The sequence below is a fragment of the Luteimonas kalidii genome (assembly GCF_029887935.1).
Lineage (GTDB): Bacteria > Pseudomonadota > Gammaproteobacteria > Xanthomonadales > Xanthomonadaceae > Luteimonas > Luteimonas kalidii.
This window is the reverse complement of sequence record NZ_JARXRO010000012.1, coordinates 98,255-113,509: the sequence shown is the minus strand read 5'-3', so window position 1 is coordinate 113,509 and position 15,255 is coordinate 98,255. Positions and strand designations below refer to the sequence as shown.

General features: G+C 72.1%; 13 protein-coding genes. 5 read left to right on the top strand and 8 right to left on the bottom strand.

Translation table 11 applies throughout. The annotated features are described in order from the left end of the window. The first annotated feature begins 297 nt into the window (after positions 1-297). Positions 298-732 (top strand): PepSY domain-containing protein, encoded by a 435-nt coding sequence (locus tag QFW81_RS04975; protein ID WP_280577488.1) that lies wholly within the window; start codon positions 298-300, stop codon positions 730-732. 73 nt (positions 733-805) lie between these two features. On the opposite strand, the gene QFW81_RS04970 is transcribed toward QFW81_RS04975, so the two are convergent. Continuing rightward, complete coding sequence (locus tag QFW81_RS04970) at positions 806-1,381, bottom strand: dihydrofolate reductase family protein (protein ID WP_280577487.1); 576 nt, start codon at positions 1,379-1,381, stop codon at positions 806-808. 102 nt (positions 1,382-1,483) lie between these two features. Here QFW81_RS04970 and QFW81_RS04965 point away from each other — a divergent pair, with 102 nt between their 5' ends. Further along, positions 1,484-2,035, top strand: a complete 552-nt coding sequence (locus QFW81_RS04965; protein ID WP_280577486.1) for an NADPH-dependent FMN reductase — start codon at positions 1,484-1,486, stop codon at positions 2,033-2,035. Between the two features lie 174 nt (positions 2,036-2,209). Next, on the top strand, positions 2,210-4,354 hold the full coding sequence (locus QFW81_RS04960) for a hypothetical protein (RefSeq protein WP_280577485.1): 2,145 nt from the start codon (positions 2,210-2,212) through the stop codon (positions 4,352-4,354). Between the two features lie 133 nt (positions 4,355-4,487). Here the strand turns inward: QFW81_RS04960 and QFW81_RS04955 are convergent, their stop codons facing one another. Then, the gene (locus tag QFW81_RS04955; RefSeq protein WP_280577484.1) at positions 4,488-4,778 is read right to left on the bottom strand and encodes a hypothetical protein; all 291 of its coding nucleotides are present in this window, start codon (positions 4,776-4,778) and stop codon (positions 4,488-4,490) included. A gap of 34 nt (positions 4,779-4,812) precedes the next feature. Here QFW81_RS04955 and QFW81_RS04950 point away from each other — a divergent pair, with 34 nt between their 5' ends. Together QFW81_RS04950 and QFW81_RS04945 are read left to right on the top strand one after the other, a co-directional pair. Continuing rightward, a complete protein-coding gene (locus tag QFW81_RS04950) occupies positions 4,813-5,457 on the top strand; it encodes a DUF5671 domain-containing protein (protein ID WP_280577483.1) in 645 nt (214 codons plus the stop codon). Beyond that, positions 5,454-5,936 (top strand): hypothetical protein, encoded by a 483-nt coding sequence (locus QFW81_RS04945; protein WP_280577482.1) that lies wholly within the window; start codon positions 5,454-5,456, stop codon positions 5,934-5,936. The genes QFW81_RS04950 and QFW81_RS04945 overlap by 4 nt, the downstream gene beginning before the upstream one ends. A gap of 329 nt (positions 5,937-6,265) precedes the next feature. Here the strand turns inward: QFW81_RS04945 and xth are convergent, their stop codons facing one another. From xth to QFW81_RS04915, 6 genes are all read right to left on the bottom strand, one after another. Further along, positions 6,266-7,039, bottom strand: coding sequence for an exodeoxyribonuclease III (gene xth / locus QFW81_RS04940; protein ID WP_280577481.1), 774 nt, complete (start codon positions 7,037-7,039; stop codon positions 6,266-6,268). A gap of 382 nt (positions 7,040-7,421) precedes the next feature. Further along, positions 7,422-9,608, bottom strand: a complete 2,187-nt coding sequence (locus QFW81_RS04935) for a putative bifunctional diguanylate cyclase/phosphodiesterase (protein WP_280577480.1) — start codon at positions 9,606-9,608, stop codon at positions 7,422-7,424. Positions 9,609-9,813: 205 nt separating this feature from the next. Further along, positions 9,814-11,664 carry a putative bifunctional diguanylate cyclase/phosphodiesterase gene (locus tag QFW81_RS04930; RefSeq protein ID WP_280577479.1) on the bottom strand — a complete coding sequence of 617 codons (1,851 nt, stop codon included), beginning with the start codon at positions 11,662-11,664 and terminating at the stop codon, positions 9,814-9,816. A gap of 38 nt (positions 11,665-11,702) precedes the next feature. Further along, positions 11,703-12,212 (bottom strand): YfiR family protein, encoded by a 510-nt coding sequence (locus QFW81_RS04925; protein ID WP_280577478.1) that lies wholly within the window; start codon positions 12,210-12,212, stop codon positions 11,703-11,705. Beyond that, positions 12,200-14,131, bottom strand: coding sequence for a TonB-dependent receptor plug domain-containing protein (locus tag QFW81_RS04920; protein ID WP_280577477.1), 1,932 nt, complete (start codon positions 14,129-14,131; stop codon positions 12,200-12,202). Before QFW81_RS04920 ends, QFW81_RS04925 begins: the two co-directional genes overlap by 13 nt. A gap of 196 nt (positions 14,132-14,327) precedes the next feature. Beyond that, a complete protein-coding gene (locus QFW81_RS04915) occupies positions 14,328-15,254 on the bottom strand; it encodes a hypothetical protein (RefSeq protein WP_280577476.1) in 927 nt (308 codons plus the stop codon). Position 15,255: the final 1 nt, after the last annotated feature.

Here is a 15,255-nt window from a genome sequence, read left to right as displayed (position 1 = left end):
CCGGTCTCGTCGGGCCCCGTCCGGTTGCATCGCAGGCGGGCGAAGCGCCAGGCAATGAGCCTGGCGACCTGTCCCCTGCGCTGCGACGCGGGCCGCTGCATCGCGATGAGGCGAATCCGCACTGGATTCCATTCTGACGGCTCGCGCCACTTGAGCCGGGGGTTCCGCCAACTGCATCTTTCGCGCGATCTTCGCAAGCTTGAACCGCAGCCGGTCGGCGTTGCCTGGTTCACGGCGGCTTGCACGCCGGCTCGCCACGATCGGGCTCCCGACACGATCAAGCAACAGGAGTCCGTGATGCACTCGATCCGCAATGGCCGCAAGGCCCTGCTCGCGCTGGCGCTGGTGGCCGCCGCCGGTACCGTGCTGGCCCAGGATGCGCTGACGGCCGCCGAGGTGCGCGCCAAGCTCGAGGCCCAGGGCTATACCAACGTCAACGACGTCGAGTTCGAGGACGGGGTGTGGACCGCGGACGCGCGCAGCGCGGACGGCAACCGGGTGGACCTGTCGATCAATCCGGATACCGGCGACATCTACCCCGACGAGCAGGTCGCGAAACTCGGCCAGTCCGACGTCGAGGCCAAGCTGGCGGCGGCCGGGTACACCAACGTGCACGACGTGGAGTTCGACGACGGCGTGTGGAAGGCCGAGGCCGACGACCAGGCCGGCAAGCAGGTCGAGATCCGCATGGATCCCGATACCGGCGAGATCATCGGCAAGGCCAGGGACTGACGCTGGTCGGTCACCCGTCCTGACGAACGCGATGCCCGGCGCCGCCGGGCATCGTTGCGTCTGGGCCCCCGGCTCAGGCGAAGCGCCAGACCAGCAGCTGGGCGCCGCACGCGAACGTCCGTGCGCGATCGAGGATCAGCGGGCGTTGCCCGAGATCCGGTGGCGCGAACGAACGGCCGGCGCCGATCAGTACCGGCAGCATGCGCAGGCGCAGCACGTCCACCTCGCCCGCGCGCAGCAGCGCGTCGGTCAGGGTGAGGCTGCCCCAGACGATCAGGTCACCCGCACTGTGGTTGCGCAGTGCGCGCAGCGACGCGACACCATCGCCTTGAAGAATCCGGGCCTGGTCGCCGCGGCTGCCCCAGGGCGCGCTCGTCAGGGTCGAGGACACCACGTACTTGGGCAGCGCGTTGATGGGCGTCGCGACGCGCTCGGCCTGCGGCGACGTGTCGGGCCAGTAGGCCTCGAACATCGCGTAGGTGGTGCGCCCGAGCACGATCGCGCCGACCGTGTCCAGCATGCGCATCTGCTCGTCCTCCATCTCCGGGTCGGCGAGGTCGCCCGACGAGCCGAAGAACCCGATGCCGCCGTCCGGCCCGGCGGCATAGCCGTCGGCGCTGACGATCTGTTCGACGATGATCCTGCCCATGGGCTGCCTGAGTGTGGTGGTGTCTGCGGTCGACGAACGGCGGCGCCCGCGTTCGACGCGTCGCGGGCGCTAGCATGGTGTCCGGTCCCACGAGTCCCGCCCATGACCCAGCTGCTCGGCATCTCCGGAAGCCTGCGATCCGGTTCGTTCAATACCGCGCTGCTGCGTGCCGCCGCCGCGATGGTGCCCGAGGGCGCCACGCTGGAGGTCGCCACCCTGCATGGCATTCCGCTCTACGACGGCGATGCCGAAGCCGCGTCGGGGCCGCCGCCGGCGGTGCAGGCGCTGAAGGACCGCGTGCGCGCCGCCGACGGCGTGCTGCTGGCGACGCCGGAGTACAACAACGGCATCCCCGGCGTGTTCAAGAACGCGATCGACTGGCTCTCGCGCCCGGGCGCGGACATCCCCGCGGTGTTCGGCGACCGGCCGTTCGCCGTGATCGGCGCCTCGCCCGGGGGGTTCGGCACGGTGCTGGCCCAGGACGCCTGGTGGCCGGTGCTGCGCACCCTGCGCGCACGGGTCTGGTTCGGAGGGCGGCTGATGGTCTCGCGCGCCGGCACGGTGTTCGACGCGGACGGCAGGCTGGTCGACGACCGGGTGGCGGGCCAGCTGCGCGAGTTCGTCGCCGGGTTCGCGGCGTTCGCGCGGCCCTGAGGCGGCGCCTTGCCGGGGCGCAGCCGGACGATGACGAGGTATTCCAATCTCTCGGCCTTGCCGGGCTCCGGCAGGCGGCCAGCGACGGGGAAGCCGACCTAGGGTCGCACCGGATACCGCGGGCGCGACCCCGGGGCTAAGGTCCGTGCCATCCCTCCCGCGGAGCGTCGCCCCGTGTCCGAGATCTACGGCATCGATTCGAGTACCTACCATCGCCTGCCGCCGGAGGACCAGCAGGCGATCCGCAGCAGCCACCAGGCGGCGCAGGTCGAAGCGCCCGCACCGGCGCCCGAGGCGCCCGCGGGCCCGGAGACGCCGGCGGCCGAACCGCTCACCTTCGCCACTGCGCAGACGCCCGCCGAGGCGGTGGAGGCGATCCACGACCTCCCGCTGCCGACCTGGTCTGACATCCCCACCGGCTTCCCCGACGAGGACCGCCGCTCGATCTACGAATCGCGCGTGGAGACGTTCAACGAGCGTCGCGCCGCGCAGGCGCAGGCCGCGCTCGACCGGCTCGAGCCGCAGCTGTCGGATTACGACGGCCTCAATGGCGCCACCCGCTCGTTCGAGTACGGCGAGGCGCGCAGTGCGTTCGACAGCGATCCGCATGTGCAGCAGCTGCGCCGGATCGTCGACGAGGCCACCTCCAGCCCCACCACGGTGCCGGCCTACCTGCGCAACGGCGACGGACCGTCGACCGATGTCACCCGGCTCGACATCACCCAGGTGCGCACCGCGCTCGGGGCGCTCGGCATCGACCTGCCGGCCGACGCCACACCGGCGCAGGTGCAGGCCGGCTACGAGGTGCTGGCGCTGGCGCCCGACGGCGTGCTCGCGTGGGCGATCAACCCCGGCCAGCAGGTGCGCTTCGAGACGCCCGTGGCCGGCGCCGCGACGCTGCCGCTGCCGGTGCGCGGCGGCGTCGACCTCACCCTGGTGGGCCAGGTGGACCTGTCCGGGGTGCAGACCGGCATGGACTTCCGCCAGACCCAGACCTTCGAGATGGAAGTGCAGATGCAGGGCACGGCCACCGCGGCGGTGGGGCGCACGCCGCTCAACAAGTACTACGAATGGGGCAGCCGCATCGCCGAGCGTTTCGACGCGTTCCCCGAACTGCGCAACATGGTCGACAACTCGCCCTTGCTGCGCAACGTGGTCAAGGGCCTGCCGATCCCGGTCTCGGGCAGCTACGAGCAGTTCGCCGGCACCCGCGTCAGCTACGAGGCGGTGGTGACCCCGGAGCAGGGCGCGCGCATCGCCGACGGCGACCTGTCCGCCGCGCCCAACCCGCTCGATCCTATGTCGATGCCGATCGGCACCGGCACCCTGATGCGCGGGCAGACGCTCACCGGCAGCCACTTCGAGGCCAACTACAAGCTGCTGCACGTCAACGGCACCAGCACCGACCTCTCCGGCCAGGGGTTCGGCGTGCGCCGGATCGACGCCAACACGTTCGAGATCGTCGCCGGCGACGTGGAGACGGTGGAGAACGAGATGTTCGTCGGCCTGGGCTACCGCGGCATCGCCGCAATCGGGCTCAGTTCCGACCGCAGCCTGGAACAGCGCGAGATGTCGGTCGCGCGCCTGGACCTGCGCACCGAGGAAGGCCAGGCCGCCTACCAGGCCTTCATGAGCGGCGGGCAGATGCCGCAGTGGTCGCCGCCGGGCGTGCTGCAGGCCGGCACCACCGAGGTGCTCGCGGCCGACCATGCGGCGCGCTTCGGGCTGGAGATCGGCGGCTTCGGCTGGGGCACGGAGATCAACAGCAGCGAGCTGGAGATCGTGTCCACGCGCTGGGCCGACGGCACCAGCGAGAACACCAGCAGCTACCAGGTCGGCGACAACCACTACAGCCAGGTCACCTGGACCAGCGATGCCGCCGGCCAGCCGGTGCCCGGCACCACCCGCTACGGCATGGTGCTGGCGAACTACGACCCGGCGCTGTCGGCCTACATCAGCGACGCCTACACCCGCGACATCGCCAGTCCAGAGTCCTCCTACGGCAGCTTCGACGGCGGCCAGCACGTGCGGCTGGAATTCACCGAGGCCGACCTGATGCGGATCCGCGAGGATGCGCGCGACTACATCGTCCGCCTGCAGGGCGAGTACGGGCAGGACAAGCTCGATGCGATCGACCGCGATCCGATCGTCGCCTTCGGCCTGACCGAATCGCTGGCCGCGGCGACCACGCCGGACGAGGTGTTCCGCGTGCTGTCCAACGACTTCTACCAGGAAGAACTGTCGGGCGACCTGCTGGCGATGAGCCTGGAGCTGGGGACGCATCCGCCGGGCACGCTGACGGTGCGCGACGCGGGCTGAGAAAGGTCGCCCCCGCTGCGATCCGGGGTCGAGGCATCCGGCTGCACGTGTCCTGCGTCCAGGAACCTGCGCAGGTTCGATGGAGCGGCATGCGCCACGACGTTACGCGTCGCCGTGGCGCAGCCGGGGTGGGTCAGACGTTCTTGATGCGCGGGTCGCAGGGGAACGTGCAGTTGGCGACGCTGTCGGACACCACCACCCGGTAGTAGCCCTCGCCCGACTGCGTGTCCTGGTCGGTGATGACCGCGGTGGTCGGAGCATTGCCCGGCGCCCACGACAGCTGGCCGTCGATGTTGTTCGAGATGTCGACGCTGCTGATCGCGTAGCGGGGATCCGTTCCCAGCGGGGACGCAGGAGTGGCCGCGCTGGCGTGCCGGCTTCGACTCCGCCGATCCGGCTTGACTCTCGTGGGCGGTGTCTCCACGGTGGCGGCCGGACCGCACAAGGGAGCGCAGGCCATGGCCGCGGCAACGCAGGAACTCGAGCGCTTCGTGCGCGACGCGCTCGCCGCGGGCGCGTCCCGGCAGCAGGTCGAGTCGGTGCTGGTCGCCGCCGGCTGGACGGCGGACCAGGTGCGCGGCGCACTCGCGGCGTACGCCGACGTGGCGTTTCCCGTGCCCGTGCCCAGGCCGCGCGCCCACCTGTCGGCACGCGAGGCGTTCCTGTACCTGCTGCTGTTCTCGACGCTCTATCTCACGGCCTGGCACCTGGGCAGCCTGCTGTTCGACCTGGTCAACCACGCCTTCCCCGATGCGGCCGATCCGGAGTACCGCGTGCGCACGCTCGGGCAATCGATGCGCTGGTCGATCGCGACCCTGGCGATCGCGTTCCCGGTGTTCGCCTTCCTCGCGCGCCACATCGGCATGGACCTGGCGCGGCACCCGGTCAAGCGGCTTTCGCCGGTACGCCGCTGGCTGACCTACCTGACGCTGTTCATCGCCGCCGGCGCGCTGATCGGCGACCTGATCGTGCTGGTGTACAACGTGCTCGGCGGCGAGGCGAGCCTGCGGTTCCTGCTGAAGGTCGGCGTGGTCGGCGCGATCGCCGGCACGATCTTCGGCTACTACCTGGTCGACCTGCGTCGCGAGGAGCACGAATCGTGAGCGGTGCGAACGTGGGACGCGGGCTGGTGATCCTGGCGGCGGTGGTGATCGCGGCAACGGTGATCACCGCGATCGTGGTGATCGGTTCGCCGGCGGCGCAGCGCGCCTCGAAGCTCGATGCGAGACGGGTCGCGGACCTGCGGCGCATCGAAACGGCGATCGACGCGCACGCGAAGCTGCACGATGCCCTGCCGCGCGACCTCGGTGCGCTGTCGGCTGCCGGACGCGGGCTCGCGACGGTCGACCCCGCCAGTGGCGCGCCCTACGTCTTCGAGGCGATCGACCGGCGTCGCTACCGCCTGTGCGCGGACTTCGCCACCGACAGCCGCATCCAGGTCCGCCAGGCCGAGCCCACCTACGACGATGCCTGGCTGCATCCGGCCGGGCGGCACTGCTTCGAACGGCGGCTGGAGCGGTATGTGGAGGCCGCAGACGCGGCCATCGAAGCCGCCGCCAGGGCTGCAGCGGAAGCCGAGTAAGCCGATGGCCGAGCCCGGGCCATCGTGCCCCGGCGCGTGCGTTGGCGGTCGGCACTCGACCTGGCAGGTCCGCCCAGGCCCGGGCGTGGTGCGTGGCCGGTCCCCTGGCTTCGATGCCGGACACGGACGCTCGGTGCGTAGCCCGGATAAGCGCAGCGCATCCGGGACCGCGGCGGCCGCCGCGAACGCCAATGCGCCAGGCGCAAGAAAAACCGGGCAAATGCGACACATGACCGCATTGGCGTGCGGGGTGAGGTGACCCACGCCGTTCCGGCGGGGTGCGATGAGGGCCCCGGATGCGCTGCGCTTATCCGGGCTACGCGGATGCCTCAACCGGCGAGCGTCACCCACGCCGGCGCATGGTCGCTCGGGCGGTCCCAGGTGCGCGGTTCGCGGTCGATGCCGGAGGCGGCGGCCCGGGGCCGCAGCGCGTCCGAGACCAGGGTCAGGTCGATGCGCAGGCCCAGGTTGCGGCGGAACGCGGCCTGGCGGTAGTCCCACCAGCTGAACACGCCGGCCTCGTCGCTGTGCAGGCGGAACGCATCGTGCAGGCCCAGCGCCTGCAGCCGGCGCAGTGCGTCGCGTTCGGCGGTGGAGGTGAGGATGTGGGCCTCGTTCCAGACCTCCGGATCGTGCACGTCGCGCGCGTCGGGCGCGATGTTGAAATCGCCCAGCACCACCAGCTTCGGATGCCGCTGCAGTTCGTCCGCCAGCCAGGCGTGCACCGCGTCCAGCCAGCGCAGCTTGTAGGCGTACTTGTCGGTGCCCACGTCCTGGCCGTTGACCACGTACAGGTTGACGATGCGCACGTCGCCGACGGTGGCGGCGATCACCCGCTTCTGGTCGTCCTCGAAGCCGGGGATGCCCGCCTGCACGTCCTCGATCGCGCGTTCGCGCGCGAGGATCGCCACGCCGTTGTAGGTCTTCTGGCCGTGGAACACGCTGCGGTAGCCGAACCCGGCCAGCGCGGTGTCGGGGAACTTCGCGTCCTCCAGCTTGGTTTCCTGCAGCCCGACCACGTCCGGCGCCGCGTCGCGCAGCCACTGTTCCAGGTGCGGCAGGCGCACGTTGAGCGAGTTGACGTTCCAGCTGGCGATCTTCATGGGCGCGTTGGGGTCCGTTGGCGGAGATGCGGCGTGTCGGCCCGATGTCCGCTCCCGAACCTGCCGGCGCGTCGCACGGTCGATGTCGCGCTGTGCGCCGTGCACGCGTGTGTCGCGGCAGCGAGCCACTGCAACCGACGGGCGCGCCCGGACTCTACCGCGGACCGGGCATGGACGGAACCGCGACGATGCGCGCCGCGTGCGTGACGCGTGTCGGACAGGGCGCTGGCGTGCGGTGGTCGTGCCTGCCGCGTGCGGCGGCGGGCCGGGCGCGCACTGAGGGCCGCGACGCGGGATGTCGCCGTCGGGCAGCTTGCTGCGCGAAGCCAGTGTGGGCGAGTTCCCCGAGGCGGCCGCCGCCCGCGATCCGCGCCAGCCTCGCTCAGGCCGTCAGCGTGACCCCTGCGGCGCCGATAGCCCCCGCCCCGCGACCGCCGTGCAACAACGCCTCGGCCGCCGATTCGTCCAGCGGGCGGCCGAGCAGGAAGCCTTGGCCATCGTCGCAGGCCATGGCCTTGAGTTCGGCCAGCTGCGCGGCGTCCTCGATGCCGCCGCCGACCACGCTCATGTCCAGGCCGTGCGCGGTCGCGATCACCGCCGCGACGATGCCGCGCTGGTGCAGGTCGGCGAAGCGCGCGAGCTTGACCACGCTCACCGGGATCCGCGGCAGTCGCGACAGCGAGGTCACCGAGGCCCCGAAATCGTCCACCACCAGCTGCACGCCGACCTCGCCCAGTTCGGCCAGCGCGCCGGTCACGCGCGGGTCGTCGTGGATCAGTTCGCGTTCGCTGATCTCCAGCCGCAGCGAGGCCGGTGCAACCGCGTGTGCGGCCAGCGCGGCGCGCACGCGATCAGCGAAGCCGGGCGCGCGCAGCTGGCTGCCCGAGATGTTGACCGCCATGCTCAGCGGCTGCGCGCCCGCACGCTGTCCGCTGCCGGAGGACCAGGCCGCGAGGCGGCTGCAGGCGGTGTCGAGCACCCAGTCGCCGATCCGCCCCATCAGGCCCATGCGCTCCGCCGCGCACAGGAACTCGGCCGGGGCGAGCGTGCCGCGCGCCGGATGCCGCCAGCGCAGCAGCGCTTCGAAGCCGATCACGCGCTGGTCTGCCAGCGACAGCAGCGGCTGGTAGACCAGCGCGAATTCGTCGCGGCCCAGGGCATGCTGCAGGTCCGCTTCGAGCTGCACCGCGCCGCTGGTGCCGGCGTCGGCCGCGGGATCGAAGACATGGAAGCCGTTGCGGCCCTGCTGCTTGATCCGGTACATGGCGCTGTCGGCGTTGCGCAGCAGGTCGCAGGCGCGCATCGAGGCGTCCGAGGTCACGGCCACGCCGATGCTCGCCGACAGGCGCACCTGCAGCCCGTCGCCGACGCAGAAGGGTTCGGCCATCGCCTCGACCAGGATCGCGGCGACCGCGCGCACGTCCTCGTCGCGGGTCACGTGTTCGCACAGCACCACGAACTCGTCGCCGCCCAGCCGGGCGACAGTGTCCTCGCGCCGCGTCAGGACGGACAGCCGCTGCGCCAGTTCCACCAGCACCTCGTCGCCGACGTCGTGGCCGTAGGTGTCGTTGACCGACTTGAAGTGGTCCAGGTCGATGAAGGTCAGCATCACCTGCCCGCGCATCCGTTCCAGCCGCAGCAGCGCCTGGTCCAGGCGGTCCATCAGCAGGTAGCGGTTGGCCACACCGGTCACCGGGTCGTGCATGGCCTGGTGGGCCAGCGCGAGTTCGGCTTCCTTGTTCGCGGTGACGTCGCGGGTGGAGGTCAGCACGCCGACGACGGCGCCGGACCCTTCGGTCTCGGGCGAGAGCGTGGTGTGGAACCAGCCGCGCTTGCCGCCGGGCAGCGCCATGCAGAACTCGTGTTCGCCCTGGCGGCCGGTCTCGAGCACCTGCCGCAGCGCCGCTTCCCAGGAATCGGCCGCCTCGTGCGCGGGGCCCACCTCGCGGTCGGTACGCCCGACCAGCTGGTCGAGCGACCGTCCGCGCAGGCGTTCGCCGGCGGGATTCATGTAGCGGTAGGTCAGGTCCGGCGCGTATTGCGCGATAGCGTCGGCCGAACCGTTGAGCACCGAGCGCAGCTGCGCTTCGACCTGCGCCAGCCGCGCGCTGGCCTCGGCCGAGGCCTCCGCCAGGCGCACCATCTCCTGCTCGGCCAGCACCCGCCGGGTGATGTCGTGCGACACGCCGAAGGTGCCGATGATCGTGCCGTCGAGGTCGCGCAGCGGGAACTTGCTGGTCGACACCCAGCGCACCGGGCGGTCGTCGAAATCCTCGCACTCCTCCTTGTCGAGGATCGCGACGCCGGTGCGCAGGATCGCCTGTTCGTCGGCGAGCGCCTCGGCCGCGTGCGCATCGGCGAACAGGTCGGCGTCGGTCATGCCGCACATGTGCGCCTGGGTCAGCCCGTGCAGGTTGGCCAGGCCGAGGCTGACGCGCAGGAAGCGGCTGTCGAGATCCTTGAAGTAGATCGCCTCGTCGGACGCGTCGAGCAGGTTGCGGATCCAGATCCGGTCCGGCTGCAGTTCGGCCGGGGAGGCGGAGCGCGGCGGGGATTGCCGCTCGGGCACGCAGGGAGTCACGGCCGCGGCTGCCGGTCGACGTCCCGCGCGCGCGGTGCCGTCCCGCGGCCGGAGCCGGGTGTCGATGGCACGGTGGTGACGCACGGAACGGACATGGCGGGGCGATCGGGAGTGGTTCGCCTCCGGTAACGGCCGCCTGCGCGGTGTCTTGAAACCGTCATCGGCGGGGTCGCCGAACCCCGGCGACTGCGGGTCAGCCTGGAAGCGTTTGCACGGCGACGGGCGCGCGGCTCCCGGCGCGGGCCCCGGCTGCGGCGGGTGCGGCCAGCCACGTCGTCGCGAACTCGGCGGCCGGCACCGCGCGCCCGAACAGATAGCCCTGCAGGTGCTGGCAACCGGCATCGCGGAAGAAGTCCCGCTGCGCCGGCGTCTCCACACCCTCGGCCACCACCTGCAGTCCGAACGCGTCCGCCATCGCCAGGATCGCGCTGGCGATCGCTTCCCCCTCGCCCGGCACGGCCTGCACGAAGGCCATGTCGATCTTGAGCTTGTCGATCGGCAGCCGGCGCAGGTAGGCCATCGAGGAATACCCGGTGCCGAAATCGTCGATCGACAGCTGCAGGCCGCGCGCGCGCAGCCGCGCCAGTTGCGAGACTGCCAGGTCGGTGTCTTCCATCAGCACGCTTTCGGTGACTTCCAGTTCCAGGCAGCGCGCCGGCACCGCCGTGGCGCGCAGGATCTCGTCGATGAACGCCGGCAGGGCCTCGTCGCGGGTCTGGCGCACGGAAAGATTGACCGCCAGGCGCACGTATCCGTGGCCGGCCTCGTGCCAGGCCGCGACCTGGCGGCAGGCTTCGGCGACCACCCATCGCCCGAGGTCGATGATGAGCCTGCCTTCCTCGGCGATCGGGATGAACATCGACGGCGGCACCGTGCCCAGTTCCGGATGCGTCCAGCGCAGCAGGGCTTCGGCCCCCTGCAGCTGCCCGCTGCGGGCGCAGACCTGCGGCTGGTAGTGCAGCTCCAGCTGGCCGGCGGCGATCGCCAGGCCCAGCGCGTCGCGGATGCCGATCCGCGCCAGCTGCGCCTCCCGCAGCCGCGGTTCGAACGTGGTCACGCGGTTGCGGCCCTCGCGCTTGGCGCAGTACATGGCCATGTCGGCGTTCGCGGCCAGGGTATCCAGGCGGTCGGCGTCGTCCGGCCACAGGCTGGTCCCGGCGCTGGCGGTGATGCTCAGGGTCACGCCGTCCACCACGAACGGCGCGGCGAACCGCGCCAGGATCGCTTCCGCGGTGCCGCGCACCTGGGCGATGCGCCGCGCTTCCAGCAGCACCACGGCGAATTCGTCGCCGCCGAGCCGGAACAGGTGCTGGCCCTCGCCCAGGGTCTCGGCCAGGCGCGCGGCCACCTGCCGCAGCAACTGGTCGCCACCCTGGTGGCCGAGCTTGTCGTTGACGTCCTTGAAACGGTCCAGGTCGATCTGGATGAGCGCCATGCGTTCGCCACGCGAGCGGGCGTCCTCCAGCTGCACGTTGAAGGCATTGCGGTTGTGCAGCCCGGTGACCGGATCGAAGTGGGCGAGGTAGCGCAACTGCGCTTCCGCGCCGTGCGCGCGCTCGCGCATGCGCCGCATCAGCGGGTAGGCCAGCGCATAGGCGATCAGCGCGGCGATGCAGAAGGCCAGCAGCAGGCCCCACAGGCGCGCATGCGCGCGGGCCATGTCGATCTGCAGCTGCACCACCCCCACCCGGCGTCCATGCAGCTGCACCGGGGCGCTGACCCAGGTGCAGCCCGGGCGGCAGTCGGCGCCGTCGTCCCTGTCCGGGCCGCGGTCGCGGTCGACCTCCGGGTAGCGCGCGATCGTCGCCGCGCGGTCGTCGAGGATCCGGGCCCGGCGCACCATCGGCACCGACGCCAGCGGCGCCAGCGTGTCGGCGGCGCCGGCGGCATCGCGGAACATGACCGCCGCGGCGCTGCTCGAGGCGATCACCCGCGCCTGGGCCTCCGCGTCGGCGACGTATTCGGCGCGGATGCCCACCCACTGGATGAGCATCAGCACGCCGCCGGCGAGCAGCAGCACCAGCGCGGCGCCCAGCCTGTTCATCCGCAGGTCCGGGGAACCCGCCTTCAGCGCGCTCGCGCTCACAGCACGTGCCGGGCCAGCTTCATCAGCTGGCTGCTCAGGGTGATGCCGCGATCCCGCGCGCGCGCCGGATCGATGTCGAAGCGGATCCGGTTGCCCTCGCGGACCAGGGCGACGGCGCTGGCGCCGTCCGGCAGGCGGCAGGCATCGCAGATCACCAGGGTGCCCGCGGCCGCGAGCACCGGCGTGTCCACGTCGTGCACCAGCACGTCGCAGCCGGTCACCGGGCTGGCCCAGCGCACCTTGACCGGTCGGCCCGCCAGTTGCCGCCCGGCGAGGCCGGCGATCGCCGCTTCGAGCTGGGCGTCGACCTGCAGGCAGATGGTGAGCGCCTCCGACGCCGGGGCCTCCCACTGCGTGAACGCGGCGATGTTGTAGACGAACGCGGCCTTGAGCGCGTGCTCGTCCACCTGGGCGCGGCAGGCGCCCGCCGCGCCCAGCCCGAGCCCCAGGCCCATGGCCAGCGCCGCGCCGTGCAGCAGCGATCGTCGGGGGCCTAGAACCGCCATGTCGCCTCGAGCAGGTAGTGCCGGCCGCTGCGTTCGAACAGGTCCTGGGTGAACTCCGGGCCGACCGGGTCGAACGTCCGTTCGTCCAGCAGGTTGCGCACGCCCAGGGCCAACGAGACCGGCAGTGCGACCGGCCGCCAGTGCAGGTTGGCGTTGACCATGCTGTAGGCGGGCGCCATCGCCGCCCGGCTCGCGCGCCGGCCCATGCGCTGGGCGCTCATCGCCAGGCCCCAGTCCGCGGCCAGCGGCCAGTAGCCGGAGATCCGGGCGATGCCGCGCGGTGCGTTGAGCGGCCGCTCGGTTTCCGAATCGCTGACGTCGGCGTAGGCATAGCTGGCGCGCAGCGAGACGCCCGACGGCGGCTGGTACGCATACGCCAGTTCCGCGCCGCGGGAGGCGGCGCTGCCGGCGTTGGTCAGCATCAGCGATGCGTCGTCGACCGGCACCAGCGTGATCAGGTCGCGCAGCCGATAGTGGTACACGCTCAGTTCGGCGCGGCTGTGCGCCGACAGGCCGACCCCGTAGAACACCTCGGCGCTGCGCACGTGCTCGGCGCCGAGCGATGGATTCGCGAGCTGCGAGCCTTCCTCGGACTCGACCTGGTAGTAGCGCTCGTAGGCATTAGGCGAGCGGTAGGACTGGCCGACGATCAGCTTGAACACGCCGTCGTCCGGGCGCGACATGACCAGCGCCATGCGCGGGCTGAGCCGCACCGTGCCGAGGTCGCTGCGGTCGACGCGCAGGCCGCCGCTGAAGTTCCAGTGGCCGCCCAGCCGGACCTCGTTGTCCACGAACACGCCCCAGCTGGCCATGTCCTGGCGCGAGTCGAGGTAGCTGGCCGGCGGCGCGAGGTCGAAGTTGCGCTGTTCGATCGAGCGGTCCAGTTGCACCTCGGCACCCGCGACGACCGTGTAGCGCGGGCCCAGCCGGGACACGAGCTGGCCGCCGAGCGAGAACGAACGGCCCGAGGCGACGTCGCGGTTGAGGTACAGCTCGTCCGCGTCGCCGTAGACGTAGTCGCCGACGTAGCGGAAGTCGTTCACCTCCAGGCGCGCGCTGGCCTCGGTGGCCTCGCCGAGCCGCACGCCGTAGTGCGCCCCGAAGCCGATCCAGCGGTCCTGCACCTGTCCGCCCGGCGCGCCGAAGGTCTGCAGGTACGGTGCCACCGGATCCTCCCTGCGGCGGTCGCCGGCGAACAGCTGCAGCGCCAGGCCGCCCTGCACGTGGCGCACGAACAGCTGGCGCACGCGCTCGTCGTCGTGTCCGGCCGCCAGTCCGCGCGACGGGCCGTCGGCGAACTCGGGCACGAACAGATCGCGTCCACTGCGATGGAACTGGCGCGCCGACAGCAGGGTCGATCCCCCGCCGCCGTTCACCGGCAGCGTAACCTGCACGCCGCTGCTGCCGAAGTTGCCGGCGACCGCGCGCAGCTGACCGTCGCCGACGCTCTGCGCATCGCGGGTGAGCACGTTGATCACGCCGAAGAAGGCGTTCGAGCCGTACACCGCCGAGCCCGGGCCGGGTGCGTACTCGATCCGTTCCACCAGCGCCATGTCGACCGGAAACTCGGCCCCCACCGGCCCCTGGCTGTAGACCGCATCGTTGATCCGCTGGCCGTTGACCAGCACCAGGAAGCGGGTGTTGTAGTCGCCGGCCCGCAGCAGCCCGCGCGTGCCGAGGTAGGTGTACAGGCCGGTGTCGCTCAGGAACAGCCCGGGCAGGCTGTCGAGCGCCTCGGCCAGCGTGCGCCAGCCATGGCGGCGGATCTCGTCCGCGCCGATCACCTGGACCACCGAAGGCGCCTGGGCCACGCTCTGCTGGAAGCGCGACGCGGTGACGATCTCGACGTCGAGCAGTTCTTCGAGCGACAGCGTCGCCAGGTCCGGGGTGTCCTGCGCGCCCGCGGCGGGCGCCAGCACGCACAGCAGGCACAGTCCGGCGAGCCGGCGCGGGGCAGGCGTCCGGAGTGCGGGGCGGGGGCCTCGCCGGCGGCGGGGCACGGGGATGGTCATGGGGGTCGGCGGGAAGGGGCGGCTCGGGCCCGTTATCGACCGCGCCGCCCTCGCCTTGATCCCTCCGCGGCCGGCGGCGCCCCCGGCGCCCCTGGCCCGTGCCTCAGGCCAGACCGCGCGCCTGCAGGATGCGCCAGGCTGCGGTGCGGGCGTCGAAGTCGAAGCGCACCAGGTTGGCGGGGTAGAGATCGGCCATGAACAGCGAACGCCAGTGCCGCTGCAGTTGCCGCGGGAGGGCCTGCCAGCGTGCCTGGAGATCCGGCAGGGTCTCGGGCACGGCGCCGCGCAGCGGGGCGATGGCGGTGGCCGCGCCGCGCGGGTCCGACGTCTGCCGGTCCGCACGGGTCGCAAGCAGCAGGTGGGCGATCAGGTGCCGGTACACGCAGGCCGGCATCGAGGTCGCCTCCAGCCGCATCGGCGCCAGCGAGACCGAGGCCTCCTCCAGCCCCGGCTGGCCGGCCTGCCAGCAGCGGTACAGGCGCTGGATGGAGATCAGCCACTGCGCGGGCGCCGGCGCGATGGCGCTGGCCGGCGCGATCACCGCCACGCAGGGAACGCGTTGGCCGGTCGCGGCCGCCAGCTGTGCCGCGACCCCCGCGCCGGCGGTGCAGACCAGCACCAGGTTGCAGCGGGTGGCGAGGTTGAGCCGCGCGAGGTGCGGCGCCAGCTCGTGCCAGCCGATGCGTTCGGCGGCGCCGTCGCGGCCGGGTCCGATCAGGCCTTCCGCATCGCAGTCCGCCTCCAGGTGCAGGACCGGGCTGGCCTTGCCGTCGCGCGCGAACCAGGTCGCGGCCTTGATCGCGGACACCACGTCGGTGCGGCCCTGGCAGGCGACCAGCCGCGACCAGCCCGGATGCCGCGGCTCGAGCCAGCGGTGCAGCGCGGTGCCGGGGCGCGGACCGTGCTCGGCGCGCCATTCCGCGATCCACACCCCGGTGGTGGCGACGTCCTGCAGCGGCGGCGGGCGCGGCAGCGTCCGCCGCAGCCGCTGCTCGTCGTCGGTCAGGTCGCCGGGCGGCGGCTCGGTCATG